At 59.2% G+C, this 18,810-nt stretch carries 18 protein-coding genes; 8 read left to right on the forward strand and 10 right to left on the reverse strand.

The window, feature by feature from the left end:
- Positions 1-9: 9 nt before the first annotated feature.
- From ACR0C6_RS10060 to ACR0C6_RS10100, 9 genes are all read right to left on the reverse strand, one after another.
- Complete coding sequence (locus ACR0C6_RS10060) at positions 10-672, reverse strand: amino acid ABC transporter permease (RefSeq protein ID WP_480619093.1); 663 nt, start codon at positions 670-672, stop codon at positions 10-12.
- A 69-nt stretch (positions 673-741) separates the two neighbouring features.
- Positions 742-1,542 carry a transporter substrate-binding domain-containing protein gene (locus ACR0C6_RS10065; protein WP_171229353.1) on the reverse strand — a complete coding sequence of 267 codons (801 nt, stop codon included), beginning with the start codon at positions 1,540-1,542 and terminating at the stop codon, positions 742-744.
- 435 nt (positions 1,543-1,977) lie between these two features.
- Positions 1,978-3,213 (reverse strand): Tm-1-like ATP-binding domain-containing protein, encoded by a 1,236-nt coding sequence (locus ACR0C6_RS10070; protein WP_480619095.1) that lies wholly within the window; start codon positions 3,211-3,213, stop codon positions 1,978-1,980.
- Positions 3,214-3,226: 13 nt separating this feature from the next.
- Positions 3,227-4,168: a phosphotransferase enzyme family protein gene (locus tag ACR0C6_RS10075; RefSeq protein WP_480446897.1), complete on the reverse strand. Its 942-nt coding sequence runs from the start codon at positions 4,166-4,168 to the stop codon at positions 3,227-3,229.
- Positions 4,165-5,460, reverse strand: a complete 1,296-nt coding sequence (locus tag ACR0C6_RS10080; RefSeq protein WP_480619097.1) for an aspartate aminotransferase family protein — start codon at positions 5,458-5,460, stop codon at positions 4,165-4,167. The genes ACR0C6_RS10075 and ACR0C6_RS10080 overlap by 4 nt, the downstream gene beginning before the upstream one ends.
- Positions 5,461-5,475: 15 nt before the next feature.
- Complete coding sequence (locus tag ACR0C6_RS10085; protein WP_480446899.1) at positions 5,476-6,960, reverse strand: aldehyde dehydrogenase; 1,485 nt, start codon at positions 6,958-6,960, stop codon at positions 5,476-5,478.
- Positions 6,961-6,964: 4 nt separating this feature from the next.
- Complete coding sequence (locus ACR0C6_RS10090) at positions 6,965-8,485, reverse strand: tripartite tricarboxylate transporter permease (protein ID WP_480446900.1); 1,521 nt, start codon at positions 8,483-8,485, stop codon at positions 6,965-6,967.
- A 7-nt stretch (positions 8,486-8,492) separates the two neighbouring features.
- The gene (locus ACR0C6_RS10095) at positions 8,493-9,029 is read right to left on the reverse strand and encodes a tripartite tricarboxylate transporter TctB family protein (protein WP_171229359.1); all 537 of its coding nucleotides are present in this window, start codon (positions 9,027-9,029) and stop codon (positions 8,493-8,495) included.
- Between the two features lie 63 nt (positions 9,030-9,092).
- Positions 9,093-10,022, reverse strand: a complete 930-nt coding sequence (locus ACR0C6_RS10100) for a tripartite tricarboxylate transporter substrate binding protein (protein ID WP_152460587.1) — start codon at positions 10,020-10,022, stop codon at positions 9,093-9,095.
- A gap of 108 nt (positions 10,023-10,130) precedes the next feature.
- Between ACR0C6_RS10100 and ACR0C6_RS10105 the strand changes: the two genes are divergently transcribed.
- Both ACR0C6_RS10105 and ACR0C6_RS10110 read left to right on the forward strand, forming a co-directional pair.
- On the forward strand, positions 10,131-10,910 hold the full coding sequence (locus ACR0C6_RS10105; RefSeq protein ID WP_480619099.1) for an IclR family transcriptional regulator: 780 nt from the start codon (positions 10,131-10,133) through the stop codon (positions 10,908-10,910).
- 34 nt (positions 10,911-10,944) lie between these two features.
- Positions 10,945-12,297, forward strand: coding sequence for an aminotransferase class III-fold pyridoxal phosphate-dependent enzyme (locus ACR0C6_RS10110; protein ID WP_480619101.1), 1,353 nt, complete (start codon positions 10,945-10,947; stop codon positions 12,295-12,297).
- Positions 12,298-12,341: 44 nt separating this feature from the next.
- On the opposite strand, the gene hpaR is transcribed toward ACR0C6_RS10110, so the two are convergent.
- Positions 12,342-12,782: a homoprotocatechuate degradation operon regulator HpaR gene (gene hpaR, locus ACR0C6_RS10115; RefSeq protein WP_171233309.1), complete on the reverse strand. Its 441-nt coding sequence runs from the start codon at positions 12,780-12,782 to the stop codon at positions 12,342-12,344.
- 105 nt (positions 12,783-12,887) lie between these two features.
- Here hpaR and ACR0C6_RS10120 point away from each other — a divergent pair, with 105 nt between their 5' ends.
- The 6 genes from ACR0C6_RS10120 to hpaH are packed head-to-tail and all read left to right on the forward strand — an operon-like array spanning position 12,888 to position 18,799.
- A complete protein-coding gene (locus ACR0C6_RS10120; RefSeq protein WP_171229363.1) occupies positions 12,888-13,286 on the forward strand; it encodes a 5-carboxymethyl-2-hydroxymuconate Delta-isomerase in 399 nt (132 codons plus the stop codon).
- A 3-nt stretch (positions 13,287-13,289) separates the two neighbouring features.
- A complete protein-coding gene (gene hpaE / locus ACR0C6_RS10125) occupies positions 13,290-14,798 on the forward strand; it encodes a 5-carboxymethyl-2-hydroxymuconate semialdehyde dehydrogenase (protein ID WP_480619103.1) in 1,509 nt (502 codons plus the stop codon).
- A 54-nt stretch (positions 14,799-14,852) separates the two neighbouring features.
- Positions 14,853-15,695, forward strand: coding sequence for a 3,4-dihydroxyphenylacetate 2,3-dioxygenase (hpaD, locus tag ACR0C6_RS10130; protein ID WP_171118157.1), 843 nt, complete (start codon positions 14,853-14,855; stop codon positions 15,693-15,695).
- Between the two features lie 58 nt (positions 15,696-15,753).
- Positions 15,754-17,151 carry a pyridoxal phosphate-dependent decarboxylase family protein gene (locus tag ACR0C6_RS10135; RefSeq protein ID WP_480619105.1) on the forward strand — a complete coding sequence of 466 codons (1,398 nt, stop codon included), beginning with the start codon at positions 15,754-15,756 and terminating at the stop codon, positions 17,149-17,151.
- Positions 17,148-18,002: a fumarylacetoacetate hydrolase family protein gene (locus ACR0C6_RS10140; protein WP_480619107.1), complete on the forward strand. Its 855-nt coding sequence runs from the start codon at positions 17,148-17,150 to the stop codon at positions 18,000-18,002. Before ACR0C6_RS10135 ends, ACR0C6_RS10140 begins: the two co-directional genes overlap by 4 nt.
- Positions 17,999-18,799, forward strand: a complete 801-nt coding sequence (gene hpaH / locus ACR0C6_RS10145; RefSeq protein WP_480619108.1) for a 2-oxo-hept-4-ene-1,7-dioate hydratase — start codon at positions 17,999-18,001, stop codon at positions 18,797-18,799. The genes ACR0C6_RS10140 and hpaH overlap by 4 nt, the downstream gene beginning before the upstream one ends.
- Positions 18,800-18,810 lie beyond the last annotated feature (11 nt).

Genomic DNA, 18,810 nt, shown 5'->3' on the forward strand with positions numbered 1-18,810 from the left:
GAGCGTCCTTCAGTAGCGAAAGAGCCGGGTCGCCAGCAGGCGTGAGGCTCCGAGAATGATTTTGACGATCACGTAGTAGATGATCGCGGTGACGGCGAAATATTCAAAGATGCGGAAGGTGCGCGAGGCAAAGAACTGCGTCTCGCCTGACAGCTCGCGGAAACCGACCAGCATGCCCAGCGAGGACATGAGCACGGCCCAGACCATCTGATTGGTGATCGGGTGGTAGACGATGCGAAACACCTGCGGGATCACCACGCGTGTGTAAGCCTGCCACGCGGTCATGCCCAGAGAACGAGAGGCCCGCAACTGCGTCTCGGGGACGGCCTGGAAACCTCCGCGAAAGTTTTCGGCCAGATAGCCGGCGCAATTGAAGGTCAAACCCGCCAGCACGATGAAGTAAGGCGACAGGTGCAGGCCGAATGCGCCAAGCCCGAAGCCGAAAAAGAACAGCTGAAACAGGGCGGGCGTGTTTCGGGCCAGTTCAACCCAGGCCGAGGCGAACCAGTACAGAGGCCCTTTCAGGTGCAGCCGCGTCAGCGCAAGACACAGGCCGAAGAGGATGCCCAGGATCATCGCCAGCACCGCGACTTGCAAGGTCAGCAGCGATGCCTCAAGCAAGTCCGGCAGGCTTTTCATGACCGGCCGCCAGTGGAAGTTGTAATCGAACACGGGTTTTTTCCGAATTGACCGGCTCTTTCGCCCGGCCGAAACCAGACGAAAGAGCACTGGGGGGTGAAATCAGTACATCACGCCGGGGATGCGCAGCTCGGGTGCTTCGCCTCCGACATATTTGCCCCACAGGTCCTGATACCGGCCCGAACGCACCTGATGCGTGACAAACAGGTTCAGGAAGTTCAGCCAGGTGACGTCCTGTCGTTTGCCCACGACCGAGGTGTAGTCGGTGGTCCAGGGCATACGGGGGCCGGCCAGCACGGTTTCATACTGCTGGGTGATCGGCAGAACGGCGGTGTTGGTGGTGATGCCGATATCGGCCTTGCCCTGCGCGACCGCCAGAAACACCTCGTTTTCCGACTGATAGCCCTGATAATTGCCTTCCTCACCCCATTCGGCGGCAATCTTCAGCCATTCCTGTTCCGGCACGGTGCCAATCGCGGCGGCGACGCGTTTGCCGCGGATGTCTTCGAAGGTTTCGATCCCGCTGTCCGCGTTCACGACGCCCTGCGCATAGTAGATTGCATAGGGAATGCTGAAGCCCACGGTCCGCGCCCGTTCAAGGCTGTCCGAGGTTGCGCCGAACACGACGTCGGCGCGCCCGGTAACGATGACCGGCAGGCGTTCTGCCCAGGTCAAAGGCAGGATTTCCGCCTCAACTTCAAGCGCCGCGGCCAGATCATTGCAGTAATCCACGTCAAAACCCGCCGGTTCGTTGTTGGCGTCGCGATACCCGATCGGCGGAAAGTCTAGAACAACGCCGCAGCGAAGAGTGCCGCGATCAACGACATCGTCGAGCGTGTCCGCCATCGCAGGACCTGTTGTGAAAGTGGTGAAGGCCGCCAAAGCGACGAGTTTCTTGAGCATGTGATCCTCCCTGAATCAAAGATGTGATCACGAATAAAGGATATTGGATCCAACATCCATAAAAAATTTACCACCAGCAGCGATACGGGCCCGTACCCGGCTACGGGATGGATCAATTGTTCAAGAAATGCCCTTGGCTGATTGATCGTCTTGGGGGTGGGAGCAAGCCGATCATCCAACCGTTCAAAACACTGTGGAGATGCTTTTGGCGCAACATCCCAATGAAGGACCGGCCATTCTGATCCGGTCCGCGCGGCGCAGCTTGCACCGGGCCGGGATGGACGAAGACAACCCCAACACGTTCTGGAACCCTCCGCCTGAGGACTGGGTGCTCAAAGGTCACGGAACCGACCTGCACAACCCGGACAGGTGCCAGAATTCGCTGTCAGACAACGCGCAGGGTGTTTTTCCCTTTCCCGATGCTGCCAATGGCGTTCAGTCTGTTCTGATGACGCCGGTTTCCACCCACGTGTCAAATCGCGACAGAACAGCTTCGCAGAAAGCCGCGTCGTTGATGTGAACATCCAGCTCGGTCATCGGCACCCGGCCGGGCATGACCTTGCGCGCCTCGTCCACCATTTCGGCCAGAGCCTCTGGATCATGCGCCTCTTCGCCTTCCCTGTCCCAGGCCTCGACGCCCTGAACGGGCAAAAAGAAATGCACCGGCCCGGTTGCGGCTTCCAGCCGGTTGGCGAGTTCCCGAATCCAGGCGCGCCGTTCGGCGCCGTTGAAGACCGAGCTTTTGATCAGGCGATTGTGTTCGTGGAACGGGCGATCGGCATATTGTTCGGGGATGTCCTGCCAGCCCGCAAAATCCAATAGATCCAGCGCACCGGGTGCCACCATCTGGGGCGTTCCAACGCGCCCGGCATTGGTGACCCGGTCATCGCCGCTGGACACGACAGAGCCCGCCATCAGGTTGCCGAATTCCTGCATGCAGAAGTCCATCACGCAGGCAAACGCGCCTTCGCCCGCCAGTTTTTCATAGGCCATGCCGCCCATGCCGGTAGAGTGGAAAACGGCCACTTCAAAGCCGCGGTCTTCCAGTGCCGGTTTCAGAATTTTCATGTAGCGCAGGCAGGACGAACCAAGGCTGGTCATCCCGATCAGAGGTTTGCTGCGATCAGGGGCGGTCGCCGCCCTGGCTGCGCCCACGACGGCCCCGGCAGCTTGGCTGAGCGACGATTTGCAGATCGAATTCATGCCATACAGGCCGCCGGCCCACAAGATCATCTGAACATCCGGCGCCAACCGGTGCGGAGGGATCAGAGGCGAGAAGCTGACCGTTGACACGATATATTTGGGAACGCCCATCGGCAAAGCCTGTGCACAATCCAGCGCAAGGTCTGTGCCCATGGTCCCGCCCGTGGCCAGCATCCCGTCAAATCGACCTTCTGAACAGGCTTGTGCAACAACTTTTGCGGCCCCTGTGGACATCACGCGAAAGGCTTTGTTCTCGTCTCCTTGCGCGATGACCTGTTCTATTGTCATGCCACCGGCAGCGGCAACGTCGTGTTTCGAGATATCCGTCGGTTCGGACGGATCACCCAGAACCGATACATCCATGGTCAGCACGTCAGCGCCCTGTGCTCTGACCGCCTTTTCGATAAACCGCATTTCGGGCTCTTTGGTATCGTACGTACCAATCAGCAGGATTGTCTTTTCGGCCATTGGTGCCTCCTGTCTAAGTGTGCTGTTGAAGGTATTGGGACATCAACGCCCGCGCGGTTTCAATGAACCGCTCATTGCGTATGCCCGATCCATCTTCGTTCAGGCGGGATGCAACCCATCCCACATAGGTTACCGCGCGCAGTGCCATGAACAGGTCGAGTTGGCGGGTACAGATCGGTCGTTCAGATCGATACCCCGCCAGCAAAGCACCGCGCAGCCGGTTGAAATCAGGTTCGTGCAGGTTCTTGAGAAGCGTCGTTGCGATATCAAACAGGCGAAAACCGAACCCGGCATCGTCGAAATCAATCAGCCACAGTACGTCACCGTCAACCATGACGTTTTCGCGGACAAGATCGGCGTGGATCAGCCCGTAATCCAACTGATTTTCCACGCGCCGAAGGTCACGATCTGCGATATCCCGGAACACCAGGAACAGGGCCCGGTCCGTTTTTCCAAGCGTTGGGTTTTCCCAGAAACGACCCCAGACAGGGGCGTCTCCAAGCAGCCCGCTGCGATCCCATGACCAACGCACGAAGTCCTGAGGAGGTGTCCATTGGTCGCTGATGTGGTGCAGCCGTGCCATTTCCCGGCCGATTGAGCAAAAGACGCCTGTCCGGTCCTGATGCGTCAAAGCCTTTCCTGTCGCACCCAGAGGGCGGCCCGGCAGCCAGTCGAGCATGTCGACCTGAATGCCGTCCACCAGATGCAGATAGCGCCCATCTGCGGCCGGAACGGGCGTTGGAACCCGGACCCCGTTTTTGCCCAGAACGGCCATCCACTGTAGCTCTGACCGGAGTTCGGTATCCGTTCGCAAGCCCTTGCGATGCAGTCTCAGGGCATAGGCGGTCTGGCCTGCCTGAACGCGATAGACGCGGTTTTCCCGAGCCGCCACAAGAGACGCCCGGCCATCAGCCAGACCCCAAAGGGTCAGCGCCTGTTCCACGATCTGCTTCATGCGACCAGTGGCGTTTCCGCCAACACGTCGTCCAGCGTGTCGAAAAGAAGATCCGCGTTTTCGACAGAGAATGGCATGGGCGGGCGAATTTTCAGAGTATTCTTGTGACGCCCAAGCTTGGAGTGAATGATCCCGCGCTGGCGCATGGCGTTGATGATACGGTCAGTGAATTCTCCGGCGGGTTCCTTGCTGTCGCGATCAAGGACCATTTCAGCCCCGAATATCAGCCCCGAGCCGCGTATGTCTCCGATGACGTCATACTTTTCTTTCAAAAGGTTCAGCCGTTTTCGCGCATGGTGGCCAACGGATCTGGCGTGTGCGACCAGGCTCTGGTCTTCGATCTCTTCCAAAACCGCCATCGCGGCAGCACAGGAAACAGGGTTTCCGCCAAACGTGTTGAAGTACCGATATCCCTTGCGGAATGCCGAAATGATCTCGGAACCTGTGACCACGCCGCCCACCGGATGGCCGTTGGCCATGGGTTTGCCCAAGGTCATGACATCCGGCACAACGCCCAACTTCTGATGCGCCCACATGTGGGTGCCGGTTCGGCCAAAGCCTGATTGCACCTCGTCGCAGATCAACAGGCCCCCGGCCTGGCGGACGACCTTGGCCGTGGGAGCCAGCCAACTGTCCGGGTTCTCGGGAAACCCCTCGTTCAGAAAGTAAGGGCAGAGGATCAATGCGGCAAAACCGGTGCCGGCCTTTTCGTGTTCCGCAATCTGTTCCGCCACGGCATCGGCGAATTTTGACCCATCCGGGTCGGGATTGCGATAGCTGTCGGGCGCGCTGACAAAGCGGAAATACCGGCTCAGACCGAAGCCGACCGTCGGGATGTTCGATTTGCTCAACTGGCTGACCAGCGCGGTATTGCCGTGATAGGTGGCGTCGGTGGCAATGATCCCTCGTTTTCCGGTCATCGCCTCGGCCATTCGCAGAGCAATGTCATTTGCCTCGGAACCGGTACAGGTGAGGATGGCCGTATCCAGGGATTCGTCCATCGTTCCGGTCAGTTTTTCCACATAGTCCAGAATCCCGTCATGCAGATACCGGGTGTGCGTGTTGAGCGTGCGCGCCTGACGACAGATCGCCTCGACCACGCGCGGGTTGCAATGCCCCACATGAGGCACGTTGTTGTAGCAATCCAGATACTTGCGCCCGTCCGCATCCCACAGCCAGACGCCTTCACCTTTCACGAAATGAACGGGTTCGTCATAGAAGGTCGATACATTGGGCCCCAGCAACCGGGCCCTGCGTTCAATGAGTTCCGCGGATTTTGCTGGAAGGGTCATGCGGGCGGCCTTTTTTCAGAGTTTTATCCAGGCGGTTTTCAGATCGAAGTATTTCTCGATCGCGTGCAGCGATTTGTCGTGCCCGTTGCCGGATTGGCGAACGCCGCCCAGCGGAACGGTCAGGTCGGCACCGCCATACGTATTGACATGAACAACGCCGGCGCAAATGCCGGCCACCATGCGATGCGCGCGGCTGAGGTTCGAGGTCCAGACACCACCGGCCAGCCCAAATACGGTGGCATTGGCAAGGCGCAGCGCTTCGTCTTCGTCGGCAAAGGGCGTGACGGCCAGAACAGGGCCAAAGACCTCATTCTGGAACAGGGTGTCGGTCTCTTTCACGTTGGCCATCACGGTCGGCGCCATGTAATAGCCTCCGGTCTCGGTCAGGATGCGGTTTCCGCCGGTCCGGCGCTCGGCGCCTTCGGCCTCGGCCTTGGTGACGAAATCCAGATTGGCCTGAAGCTCTGGCAGGCTGTGGACCGCACCGATCTGGTTGTTGAGATCCAGCGGGTCGCCGACGCGAAAGCCTTCGGCGTGGCGGCTGATCTCGGCGACGAAGTCCTCGTAGATCTCTTGCTGGACCAACAGGCGCGATCCGGCGACGCAGACCTGACCAGAGTTGCGGAAGATGCCCGCCGCGGAAACCTTGGCCGCTTCGGCCAGATCAGGGGCGTCGGCAAAAACGATGTTCGGGGATTTGCCGCCCAGTTCAAGATAGCAGCGTTTCAGGTTCGACCGCGCCGAATACTCCAGCAGCCGCCGCCCGGTCGTGCCCGACCCGGTAAACACCATGATGTCGACATCCATCGACAGGGCCAGCGCCTCACCCACGACCGAGCCACGCCCGGTCACGACGTTGAACACCCCATCGGGCACTCCGGCTTCTGCGGCAAGTTCGGCAATCTTGAGCAGGCTGAGTGAGGCGCTTTCGGCAGGTTTCAGCACGACGGAATTGCCTGCGGCCAGTGCCGGTGCAATTTTCCAGCTGCCGATCATCAGTGGAAAGTTCCAGGGCACGATGGCCCCGACAACCCCGACCGGAGCGTGATGCACAAGACCCAGAACGTCACCGCTTGTCGGGGCGATCTGCCCGTAGATCTTGTCGATCGCCTCGGCATAATACCGGAAAGTGGCCGCCGCCGAGAGCGCCTCGGCCTTGTAGGCCATGGTGATCTCGGTTCCGTTGTCGCGTACGCCCAGCACGGCCAGTTCAAGCGCGCGGGCTTCGATCAGGTCGGCCAGCTTCAGCAGCACTTTCTTGCGGCCGGCAGGGGCCATGCGCGACCATCGCCCGTCCTCGAAAGCATCGCGCGCCGCGCGCACGGCCATGTCGACATCGGCCGGTGTGCCTTCGGCGATCAGCGCCAGAGGTTGGCCGTTGATCGGAGACAGAACCTGATGCCGGGCCCCGGTTTCACCATCCTGACTGCGGCCGTTTATGAAATGCCCGCGCGGAGCAATGTCCTGCGCACGCAGCGCATCAATCGAGGATTGGTCCATGGGGTTATCCTTGCTGAGTTGAGTCTTCGTCGAGAACCGGCTGCGGTCTGATACGTTCCTTGTGTTCCTTGATCAGCGAGCGAACGTGCAGCAGAAGGATCCCGAGGATCATGATGAAAAGAATTGCGGCAATCGGTCGGTCGATGAAATCAAGTGGTGACTTCACCCGCGCCATGGCGCTGCGCAGTTTGACTTCCATGATCCCGCCCAGAACCATGCCCAGAATGATCGGAACAATGGGCAGGTTCAGGCGCTTCAGGATCAGCCCGAACACGCCGAACCCGGCGGCAATGGCGCAGTCCGTGACTGAGTTGCGCAGGCTGAATACCCCGACAAAGGACAGCGTCAGGATCATGATCCCCAGAAAGCGCGTCGGGATCTGAATGATCTTCAGCAGCAGGTTGGTCGAGAACAAAAGAAAGACCAGAACGATCACGTTGAGCAGGATCAGCGACATGTACAGCGCCATGACAAAATCCATCTGGTCGGCGAATAGCTGCGGTCCGGGGATCACGTTGTGAACGTAGAAGACGGACAGCATCATCGCGGTCAGCGCCTCGCCCGGAATACCCAGCGCCAGCAGTGGAATCATCGCAGCCCCGGGGACGGCATTGTTGGCCGCCTCGGACGCCACCAGACCTTCGGGTGATCCATCGCCGAATTTGTCCGGGTCCTCAGAGGTTTTCTGTGCGTATGTGTATGACAGGAACTGTGATGTGAATTCGCCTGTGCCCGGTATCATGCCCATGAGCACACCCAGCGATGACGAAACCGTCGCGATGCGTTTCAGGCCCAGCAGCTCTTTGAGGCCCGCGAAGATGCTGCCGCGCACATGGGCTTCGCCCGGCGCGTGTTCTTTGTCGACCAGCAACAGCAGCGCCTGACTGATGGCGAACAGCCCAAGAACCACCACGATCAGATCGATACCTGACGAAAGCCAGGTTTGGTCAAAGGTGAAACGTTTGGTGTATTTGACGGGTTCCAGACCGACGGTGCTGAGGAAGATGCCGAAGAACGCCAGCATCGCGGCCGAGAAGGTTTGCCCGCGATGAGCCAGGATCACCAGAAGGATGCCCATGAGTGCGGCCAGAAAAATCTCGCGGCTGCCGAAATGCGGGGCAACCCAGGCCAATACGGGTGACAGGATGATCAGACAGAGGATCGAGAAGATGCCGCCGAAAAACGACGCCGAATAGGCCAGCGACAGGGCCCGGTGGCCCTCGCCGCGCTTGGTCATGGGATAGCCGTCATAGGTGGTCAGTGCATTGACGGCGGTACCGGGCGTGTTGATCAGGATGGCGGGGATTGCGCCGCCATACATGGACGACCCGTAGATGCCCAACAGAAGGGTCAGGCCGACGATGGGCTCGAACGCGAAGGTGGCGGGCAGCAGGATGGCAATTGCGACAGCAGCGCCGACGCCGGGCAACGCGCCGATGATGACCCCGCCCACCGATCCGATGATCAGCGCCACGACGACCTGCCACTGCGCCAGAATTGCAAAGCCGGAAATCAGATTGTCCATCTTGGCCTCACAGGTAGGTCAGCGCAAAGGCGCGCAGCCCGTCGGGCAGGTATTCGTATATCCGACCGGCAGGAATGTTCACCTGAAGCAACGCGCGGAAAACGACTGCCACGACCGCGCCGAAGGCAAGTGCAACGCAAAAAGCGCCGGGCAATCGAAACCCCAATCGTATCGTCAGCAGGGCTGCAAAAAGCATGGTCGATGGCAGGTATCCAAGCCACGGAACCGCCACGACATAGATCAGGAAGTAGGCAACGTATTCGAGGGACATCAACCAGAACGTCACCTCTCGCAACCGTCCGGGAATGCGTGGGGACAGGAAGGAGCCCAGCAAGTGGAGGCCGCTGAACAAAACCATGCCCCAGATCGCGATCTTGGGCCACAGGGCGGGTTGCGCAAACCACTTGGTTCGTTTGACGGCCTGAGTCTCAGCGCCGATCTGGCTGAGAAGGAACAGGGAGAAGCCGAAGAAAAGCAAGGCAAAGACAATATCGCCAGGACGTCGATACCGTCGGAACATGTCTTGCAGCGTCTTTGCTATCATCTTGGCCTCCTGTTTGAATCAAACAGACCCGGCGATGTTCGATCTGGCCGGGCCTGTTTCGGATTATTCGCCCAGAATCTCTTCGATCTTGGCGAAAGAGGCTTTGTCCTGCTCGATCTGAGCATTCGAAGCGTCCGGGTCCTGCCAGTAGATCAGGGCGCCCGTTTCCTCAGCCAGCTTCTTGGCCTTGTCCGAGGACAACGCTTTCTGCGCGGCAGCCGAGATCTTTTCACGCGCGTCGGCAGGCGTGTCCTTGTGTACGAACAGCCCGTTCCAAAGGGCCAATGGCAGATCCGGATTGAGTTCCACGATCGTCGGCGTATCCGGAACCAGTGAAATCCGCTCGCCGCCGATGCTGGCAAGGACGTTCACCTGATCAAGGCAGGGAAGGATCAGCTGTAGCGTCGTATTGATGACATCCACGTCGCCCGAGGCCAGCGTGTTGCAATCCAGGGCGTCGAAAGCCGCTTCGCTGGCAAAGTCGAACCCGCTGCTGACCGCAGCTGCAAATGTGACCTGCGTGGGGGGCAGAACCGATCCGAAATGGCCAAGCGCCACGTCATTTTCCTTGCCGTAGTCGGCCAGCTCTTCCCAATTTGAAAACGGCGCGTCTTTGCTGGCCGCGATGACGAAGGGATAGGTCAGGAAGATGCCGATTGGATCAAAAGGATTCGGGTTGAGTTCGGGAATTCCGATTTCGGGACCGATGACAGGTACGCCGATGACGAATGAGCCGATGGTGTACCCATCCGCCGGAGCGGTTGCCACCTCGACCGCGCCGGGGAATGGGCCGCCTCCGCCGCCGGGTTTGTTCACGACAGCGGCAGGCACACCGTACATGGCCTGGAATTCGTCGGCGATCATCCGGGTAAGGACATCTTCCAGATCACCCGGAGGCCAGGGGACGACAAAACTTACCGGCTTTTCAGGGTATTCAGCCAGTGCGGCAGTGGCCGAAGCCGCAAAAGCGGCGGCTGTTAGAAATTTCTTCATTGACACCTCCCGTTAGTGGTTCATTATTTGAACCGCGTTAACAATAATAATGTTGCTTTGTTAAGTTAGTTCTGTCAAGTATTACCTGAGCAAGAGGACCACACGCACATGGGTACAGCCCTTAACGCCCTAAAAATGCTGGACTACTTTTCCAATGCCCGCCCGGAGATCGGGCTGAGTCACCTTGCGCGGTTGTCCGGGCTGAACAAAGCAACGGCATTGCGGCACCTGCGCGCGCTTGAGGAGTTCGGGTTGATCGAGCAGAATCCGATGACGAAATCCTATGCGATCGGGCCGGCGGCTTTGCGATTGGCCGCGCTGCGAGAGATCGCCAGGCCCGGCATCGAGGGCGCGCGCCAAAAGATGCAGGCCGCCATGCAGGTGGTCGGTGAATCCCTGCATCTGTCTTTGCTGGAGAAAACGGGGTTGCAGACGGCGCTTGTGGTGGAAACAACGCAGCACAGTGTCCGTGTCAGTCTGGATCCCAGCGAGATGCTTCCTCTCAATGCGACGGCATCAGGTCTTTGCATGCTCAGTTTCGGGCCGGCTCACCTTTTGGAGCAGCTGGATCAGCACATGCAGGAACGGTTTACGCAAGCCACGCTTACTGATCCGAAGCTTATCAATGAACGGGTCGCAAAGATCAGAGTTTCAGGCTGGGCCGACAGCCGTGGCAGTTACGAAGAAGGTGTTTTTGGATATGCCGCGCCGATCTTCGGCATTGATCAGGTCGCGTTGGGAACCATCGCGATAGCTGTCCCGGAAGCCCGGGCAACCAGCGACCGCCTTCTGGCAATACTGTCCACGTTGCATTCACTTTCGGCTGATCTGACTGCTGGTTTTGGCGGCCAGTTGCCCGACTCCTTTCCAACCGGATTCCACCCGTGACCCGGGGCGGATTCAACACTCGGAGACCCGCGACATGAAAGACTCCAACTTTCTGAAGGAAAACAACGCCCGGTATTTCTGGCACCCGATGGCGCACCCCGCCGACAGCCGGAAGAACCCGCCGACCATTCTCAGCGGTGGTGAAGGGGTCAACATCACTGATGTCGATGGTCACACGGCGCTGGACGCCGTAGGGGGGCTGTGGAACGTCAATCTGGGCTATTCCTGTGAGCCGGTGAAACAGGCCATAGCGGATCAGCTGAACGCGCTGCCCTATTACTCGACCTTTCGCGGCACCAGCAACGACAAGGCGATCGAGCTGTCCTATGAGCTGGCCCAGTTCTTCGAGGCCGACGGGCTGACCCGTTCATTCTTTACGTCGGGCGGGTCGGATTCGGTCGAAATTGCGCTGAAGCTTGCGCGTCAATATCACAAGGTCCGGGGTGAAGCAGGGCGCACCAAGTTCATCAGCCTGAAACAGGGTTATCACGGCACCCATTTCGCCGCCGCTTCCGTCAACGGCAACCAGAAATTCCGCGCGGTATATGAGCCGATGATGCCCGGCTGTTTTCACGTGCCGGCGCCGTGGACCTATCGCAACCCGTTTGACGAAACCGACCCCGAGCGTCTGGCGCAGCTTTGCGTCAAGGCGCTTGAGGCCGAGATCGCTTTTCAGGGTGCAAACACTGTTGCCGCCTTCATCATGGAGCCGGTGCTGGGCGCGGGCGGTGTGATCCCGCCTCACAAGAGCTTCATGCCCATGGTGCGCGAGGTCTGTTCGAAACACGGCATCCTGCTGATCTCGGACGAGATCATCACCGCCTTTGGTCGTACCGGCAGCGAGAGCGGTGCGCGGCACTGGGGTGTTCAGCCCGACATCATGACGACGGCCAAGGCGATCACCAACGGGTTTTTCCCTTTTGGCGCGGCCATGATTTCCGGTGCGGTCGCAGAGGTGTTTGAAAGTGACACCACGGGCCTGGCGTCCGTGGATCAGGGGTACACCTATTCTGGCCATCCGGTCGGGGCGGCCGCGGCCTTGGCCGCCCTGTCCGAGATCAACCGGCTGAGGATCTGGGAAAATGCTGCTGCGCGCGGGGACGAGTTGTTTGCCGGCTTGCAAAAGCTGGCCGACAAGCATGACGCGATCGGGGACGTGCGGGGCGGCGAGGGGCTGATGTGTGCATTGGAACTGGTTTCGGACCGGGCGACCAAGGCGCCTGTCGCAAAACACCTGCCGCTTCAGGTTCAGAAAGCCGCATATGAAGATGGCGTGATGGTGCGTGTGTCTGGCAACAACATCATTCTGTCGCCGCCGCTGATCGTCACTTCGGAAGATGTGGCCAAAATTCTGTCGGCGCTGGATACCGGTCTTGCCACTTTGTAGGCGGTCAGTAGGCGGTCAACCGACCCCGTCGGAACCTGGCGGGGTCAGACTTTGATGGCTTGCAGCTCCTCGAGCAGATCCAGCAGCTGATCCAGCTTCTCCTTGCCCATCTGCGCTTCGATATTGCTGGAGATCGCAAGTGAAGTGGCCAGGTTTTCCCTGAGGATGGCGCTTCCTGCTTCGGTGATCTTGACCATGGTGCGGCGTTTGTCGTTGCTGTCCTGACGGCGGGTGATCTGGCCGTCGGCCTCCATCGTGCGCAAAATGCGGGTCACGCTGGGCAGCAGCAGGCACGCCTCGTGCGCGATGGTGCTTTGCTCCACTTCGCCCAACTCGTCCAGAACGCGCAGGATGCGCCATTTCTGCTCGGTCAGTTGGATGCCTTGCAGCATATCCCGGATCGGAGCCATGACGGTTTCGCGGGCACGCAGCAACGCGATCGGAAGGGACCGGGCGGTGCTTTTGGAATGGCTTTGAGTGTTCATGCGGCCTTCTAGAACGCTGTTCCGTGAATTGCAAAGATTAACAAAGCAATCTCTTGACAGGGGGTGCATTAAAAACTAAACATGTTAACTAATAAAGGAGAGACCATGCCTCACTTCCATGTCGAATATTCCGGCAATCTTGAAGACAGGATCGACATGGATGGCCTGTGCGAGTGCATTCGGTCAACGGCGGCCGGAATCGAGACCTTTCCCATGCCCGGTATTCGTGTGCGCGCGACACGGGTCGATCATTACGCCATAGCGGACGGCAACCCGGCGCACGGGTTCATTGATATCTCGATCCGCCTGCGGGCGGGTCGATCCGCGGATGTCAAAGAAGATGCGACACAGCGAATATTCGAGGCGGTCAAAACATATCTGGCGCCGGTTTTTTCACAGCATTCCATCGCGCTCTCGCTTGAGATGCGTGACATCGACCCCAAGCTGTCGCCCAAGGCCGGTACGATCCGCGACCACCTGTCGGCGACCACGCAGGAGACCTGACGCATGAGCGCATTGGACACAAACATCGAAAAGCTGAACGGCTTTCTGGACCGGTTCCGGGAAACGGGCATCCGCAACCGTATCGCGGGTGAAGACCGAGACGGATCTGCCGGAGTGTTTCAGTCGGTCTCGCCCGTCGATAAATCCGTGATCTGTGATGTTGCCCATGGCACGGCAGATGACATCGACGCGGCAGCCAAGGCCGCCCACGCAGCCTTTGCAGAGTGGCGAGACATGCCCGCCACCCAACGCCGTCGCATCTTGTTGAATGTGGCTGATGCCATTGAAGCGCGCGCCGAGGAAATAGCACTGTGCGAGTGCTGGGACACGGGGCAGACCCTGCGCTTCATGTCAAAGGCAGCTTTGCGCGGGGCAGAGAACTTCCGGTATTTCGCGGATCAGGTGATTCAGGCGCGGGATGGGCAGCACCTGAAGTCTCCGACGCTGATGAATGTGACGACCCGTGTGCCGATTGGCCCGGTTGGCGTAATTACCCCGTGGAACACGCCGTTCATGCTGTCGACCTGGAAGATCGCGCCTGCGTTGGCTGCGGGTTGCACGGTGGTTCACAAACCCGCCGAGGATTCCCCTCTGACGGCCCGTCTTCTGGTGGAAATCGCCGAACAGGCAGGGCTGCCCAAAGGTGTGCTGAACACGGTCAACGGGTTTGGCCCCGACGCTGGCAAGGCTTTGTGCGAGCATGCGCTGATCAAGGCCATTGCCTTTGTGGGCGAAAGCCGTACCGGCAGTCTGATCGTCAAGCAAGGCGCAGATACCCATAAGCGCAACCATCTGGAACTGGGTGGAAAAAACCCGGTTGTCGTGTTTGATGATGCGGATCTGGACCGTGCTTTGGATGCCGTGATCTTCATGATCTATTCGATCAATGGCGAGCGCTGCACCTCGTCTTCGCGGCTTTTGGTGCAGGACACGATCAAGGAAGACTTCGAAGCCAGATTGATTGAGCGCGTCAACAACATCAAGGTGGGCCACCCCTTGGACCCCGATACCGAGATCGGGCCGTTGGTGACCGAAGAACACTACACCAAGGTCACGAGCTATTTCGACATCGCCAAGGAAGATGGCGCAACTGTCGCCGCTGGCGGAGTCACGGTGGGGGATGCGGGCTATTTCGTCCGGCCGACCCTCTTCACCAATGCCACCAACCAGATGCGCATCGCGCGTGAAGAGATATTTGGCCCTGTCCTGACCTCGATCCCGTTCTCGACCGAGGATGAGGCGCTGGAGACCGCCAACGACACGCCGTATGGCCTGACCGGCTATGTCTGGACCAATGATCTGACCCGCGCGCTTCGGTTTACAGACAGGCTGGAGGCTGGAATGATCTGGGTGAATTCCGAGAACGTGCGACACCTGCCCACGCCGTTCGGTGGGGTCAAAGCGTCCGGCATCGGCCGGGATGGCGGCGACTGGAGCTTTGAATTCTATATGGAACAGAAACATATCGGCTTTGCCACCGGTCAGCACAAGATCATGCAGTTGGGTAAATAGATCACGTAGGCCGACCCCGGCTGGGGCAAGCCCATTACACGAGGAGGAATTGCCATGGGAAAGATAGTACAGGCCGCAAAAATCACGCATGTACCCAGCATCTGGATGTCCCACACGATGCCAAAGTACAAGGGCATCCGGCAATCCGCCATTGATGGATATGCACGCCTGCGTCAGGACGCGATCGACCGCGGGGTCGAGACGTTCATCGTGTTCGACACCCATTGGATCACCAATCAAGGGTTTCACCTGAACACGAAGGAACATCACAAGGGCCGGTTCATAAGTCACGAATTGCCGCATATGTTGGCGGATATGGAGTTCGACTATCGCGGCGATCATGAACTTGGGGAAACCATCCTTGACGTTCTGCGCGAACGGGGAGAGCGGGCGCTGGGCCATTCGCACCCCGACATGGGCATGGAATACGGCACCCTGCTGCCGATGCATTTTATCAATGATGGCGTGAATGCCCGGGTTTTGCCGGTGGCGGTCAATCAATTCTCATCGATCGCGGAAAACCGGGCCTGGGGCGAGGCCATTGCCGAAGGTATCCGACGTTCGGACCGCAATGTATCCATTCTGGCGTCCGGCTCGCTCAGCCACGACTTTACGCCGAATGAACGCTCGGTCGACGGGCTGAATGCCGTGAATGGCGAGTTCAACCGCCAGATGGACATGCGCGTTCTGGAGCTGTGGCAGCAGGGCCGATTTGAAGAGTTTCTGGAAATGCTGCCGGACTATGCAAAAAAATGCACCGGTGAATGCGCCATGAATGACACCGCTTTGCTGTTTGGTGCGTTGGGGTGGGGAAGCTACAAGGGTGAGATCGACATTTACACCCCGTATTTCGGCAGCTCTGGCACCGGTCAGGCCAATGTCAGCTTTTCGGTGTGACGCACGCAACGGAACAAAAGGGTTTGGCGGTGATCCCGTCACAAAGGAAAGTCAGTAGATGAACTGGGACACGTTTTCGTATTGGGGTCAGCACATCTCGAAATGGGCGGCGGATTATCACAAGACACTTGCCGAACGTCCCGTGCGGGCGCAGACCGCGCCGGGGGAAATCGCGGCACAGCTTGTTGCAACGCCACCCGAGACAGGCGAGCCGATGGACGCCATCATGGCCGATTTCGAACGGATCGTGATGCCGGGTATCACCCATTGGCAGCATCCGCGCTTTTTTGCGTATTTCCCGGCCAACGCAGCACCCCCGTCCATGTTGGCCGAGATGCTGGTGACGACCATCGCGGCCCAATGCATGTTGTGGCAGACCTCGCCTGCCGCGACCGAGGTCGAGGGCGTCATGGTCGACTGGCTGCGGCAGGCCCTTGGATTGCCCGAGGGTATGACCGGCGTCATACAGGACAGCGCCTCTTCGGCCACCTTGTCGGCGGTACTGACCATGCGGGAACGGGCCACCGGCTTTACCGGCAACCGGGAAGGCCTGAACGCCAAGGGGGCGTTGCGGATCTATTGTTCCGATCAGGTGCATTCGTCGATTGACCGGGCATGCTGGGTTGCCGGGATCGGTCAGGACAATCTGGTCAAGTTGCCCACGCAGGGGTCGAATTTCGGGATTGTTCCCTCGGCGCTTGAGGCCGCCATTCAGAATGACGTCGCCGCCGGACATATCCCGGCCGGGATCGTTGCAATTACCGGTGGCACAGGTGTGGGGGCCTGCGATGATCTGATGGCCGTGTCTGATATTGCGCAAAAATACGACCTCTACACCCATCTTGACGCCGCCTGGGCGGGTTCGGCCATGATCTGCCCCGAATTCCGCAGGGCTTTGTGGCAGGGCGCCGACCGCTATGACAGCATCGTCTTCAACCCGCATAAGTGGATGGGTGCGCAATTCGATTGTGCCATCCAGTTCCTGAGGGACGCCACGCCGCAGCTCGATACGCTGAAAATCGAACCGGAATACCTCAAGACGACCGGAGCCGAGGTGACGAATTACTCGGAGTGGACCATCCCGCTGGGCCGCAGGTTCCGGGCGTTGAAAATCTGGTTCCTGTTGCGGTCATACGGGTTGGAGGGATTGCGCGAACGCATCCGCAACCATGTGGCATGGGCCGGCGAACTGGCGGAAAAGATTGGTGCGATCGAGGGGTTCGAGATCACAACCGGCCCGATCCTCAGCCTGTTTTCCTTTCGCTGCCCGGGGGACGATGCTCAGCAGCAGCGTCTGGTGGACGCGCTGAATGACGACGGCCGGATTTACCTGACGCAGGGCATGTTCGACGGCCGCAAAATCATCCGCTTTCAGGTCGGGCAGTTCGATACCACCCGCGACGACGTGCTGATGGCGGCGGACGTGATCCGGGACGTGTGGGAGGCCATGAAATGAGGTTTGCCACTTTCGTTTCGGGCGAAGAACGTTTCTTCGGGGCAATCACCGACGGTGGTGCCATTGCCTTGAACCAGGAATTCCCGGAATACGACAGCCTCTATGAGGTGATCGCGGCCGGGGCGTTCGATCAGCTGGCAGAGGCGGCCGGGGGCAAACCTGTCACCCATCCCGATTTCACCTATGACATGGTGATGCCGGATGTGCGACGTATCCTTTGCGTCGGGGTGAACTTTCCCGACCGGAACGCAGAATACAAAGATGGCAGCGCGCAGCCCAAATACATGTCCCTGTTTCCGCGTTTCGCCAGTGGCTTTACCGGCCATGACCGGCCTCTGATCCGCCCGCCGGAAAACCACACGCTGGATTACGAAGGCGAAGTGGCCATCGTGATTGGCAAGGCTGGCCGCCGCATTCCGCAGCAGGACGCGTATGATCACATCGCCGCGCTGACATTGTGCAATGAGGGAACCATTCGCGACTGGGTTCGACACGCCAAGTTCAACGTCACACAAGGCAAGAACTGGGACAGGTCCGGGGCCATCGGCCCGTGGCTGGTTCCCTTCACGGATGCGGCTCAGCTGGATGAGGCGCGTCTTCAAACCCGCGTGAATGGCGAGCTGCGACAGGATGATACGCTGAACCGCATGATGTTCCCGATCCGGCGCGAGATCGAATATATCTCGACTTTCATGACGCTTCAGCCCGGCGATATCATTGTGACCGGTACACCAACCGGGGCGGGCGCGCGGTTCGATCCGCCGAAATACCTGGCACCCGGTGATGTGGTCGAGGTCTCGGTCGACGGTATCGGTACTCTGCGAAACACGGTTGAGGACGAAAAAGTATGACGCCCGAAGACCATGCGCGCGCGGCCGCTGACCTGTTGCAGGCGGAACGAACGCATGAACAGATTGGCCTGCTCAGCCTGCGCCACCCCGAGATGGGCATGGATGACGCTTACGAGGTGCAGAACGCCATCTGTCGCCAGAAACTGTCCGAAGGGCGCAAGGTGATCGGGTGGAAGATCGGCCTGACTTCGAAAGCCATGCAATACGTGTTGAACATCGACATTCCTGACAGTGGAATTCTGTTTGACGACATGGTGTTTGCACAGGGTGCCACCGTTCCGGCCGGGCGTTTCATTCAGCCCCGGATCGAGGCCGAAATTGCCTTTGTTATGAAATCGGCCATAGGCGGGGAAAACGTGTCCCGCGCAGATATTATCGCGGCGACGGATTACGTCGCGCCGTCCATCGAAATTCTGGATACGCGGATTCAACGGGTGGATCCCGAAACCGGCAAGGCCCGCACTGTTTTTGACACGATCAGTGACAATGCCGCCAATGCCGGTATCGTTTTGGGCAACGATCGCCACAGGGTGGATGCCTTTGATCTGCGATGGGTTGGGGCGCTGACCTTCCGCAATGGCGAGATTGAGGAAACCGGTCTGGGCGCGGGGGTGTTGAACGATCCGGTCGAAAGCGTCGTGTGGCTGGCGCGACGCATGGCGCAATACGGTCAGAGCATCGCGCCGGGCCAGGTTGTTCTGTCCGGCAGCTTCATCCGCCCGGTCGAATGCCCCCCGGGAACAGAAATCCACGCGGATTTCGGACCGTTCGGCTCAGTCGATATCAATTTCGCCTGAAAGGAGCGCCA

The sequence above is a fragment of the Ruegeria sp. AL12 genome (genome assembly GCF_056540885.1).

Excerpts from the sequence above, each read along its gene's own strand:
- ACR0C6_RS10065 (WP_171229353.1), bottom strand. The coding sequence starts at position 1,542 with ATGCTCAAGAAACTCGTCGCTTTGGCGGCCTTCACCACTTTCACAACA.
- ACR0C6_RS10070 (WP_480619095.1), bottom strand. The coding sequence starts at position 3,213 with ATGGCCGAAAAGACAATCCTGCTGATTGGTACGTACGATACCAAAGAG.
- ACR0C6_RS10075 (WP_480446897.1), bottom strand. The coding sequence starts at position 4,168 with ATGAAGCAGATCGTGGAACAGGCGCTGACCCTTTGGGGTCTGGCTGAT.
- ACR0C6_RS10080 (WP_480619097.1), bottom strand. The coding sequence starts at position 5,460 with ATGACCCTTCCAGCAAAATCCGCGGAACTCATTGAACGCAGGGCCCGG.
- ACR0C6_RS10085 (WP_480446899.1), bottom strand. The coding sequence starts at position 6,960 with ATGGACCAATCCTCGATTGATGCGCTGCGTGCGCAGGACATTGCTCCG.
- ACR0C6_RS10090 (WP_480446900.1), bottom strand. The coding sequence starts at position 8,485 with ATGGACAATCTGATTTCCGGCTTTGCAATTCTGGCGCAGTGGCAGGTC.
- ACR0C6_RS10095 (WP_171229359.1), bottom strand. The coding sequence starts at position 9,029 with ATGATAGCAAAGACGCTGCAAGACATGTTCCGACGGTATCGACGTCCT.
- ACR0C6_RS10100 (WP_152460587.1), bottom strand. The coding sequence starts at position 10,022 with ATGAAGAAATTTCTAACAGCCGCCGCTTTTGCGGCTTCGGCCACTGCC.
- ACR0C6_RS10105 (WP_480619099.1), top strand. The coding sequence starts at position 10,131 with ATGGGTACAGCCCTTAACGCCCTAAAAATGCTGGACTACTTTTCCAAT.
- ACR0C6_RS10110 (WP_480619101.1), top strand. The coding sequence starts at position 10,945 with ATGAAAGACTCCAACTTTCTGAAGGAAAACAACGCCCGGTATTTCTGG.
- hpaR (WP_171233309.1), bottom strand. The coding sequence starts at position 12,782 with ATGAACACTCAAAGCCATTCCAAAAGCACCGCCCGGTCCCTTCCGATC.
- ACR0C6_RS10120 (WP_171229363.1), top strand. The coding sequence starts at position 12,888 with ATGCCTCACTTCCATGTCGAATATTCCGGCAATCTTGAAGACAGGATC.
- hpaE (WP_480619103.1), top strand. The coding sequence starts at position 13,290 with ATGAGCGCATTGGACACAAACATCGAAAAGCTGAACGGCTTTCTGGAC.
- hpaD (WP_171118157.1), top strand. The coding sequence starts at position 14,853 with ATGGGAAAGATAGTACAGGCCGCAAAAATCACGCATGTACCCAGCATC.
- ACR0C6_RS10135 (WP_480619105.1), top strand. The coding sequence starts at position 15,754 with ATGAACTGGGACACGTTTTCGTATTGGGGTCAGCACATCTCGAAATGG.
- ACR0C6_RS10140 (WP_480619107.1), top strand. The coding sequence starts at position 17,148 with ATGAGGTTTGCCACTTTCGTTTCGGGCGAAGAACGTTTCTTCGGGGCA.
- hpaH (WP_480619108.1), top strand. The coding sequence starts at position 17,999 with ATGACGCCCGAAGACCATGCGCGCGCGGCCGCTGACCTGTTGCAGGCG.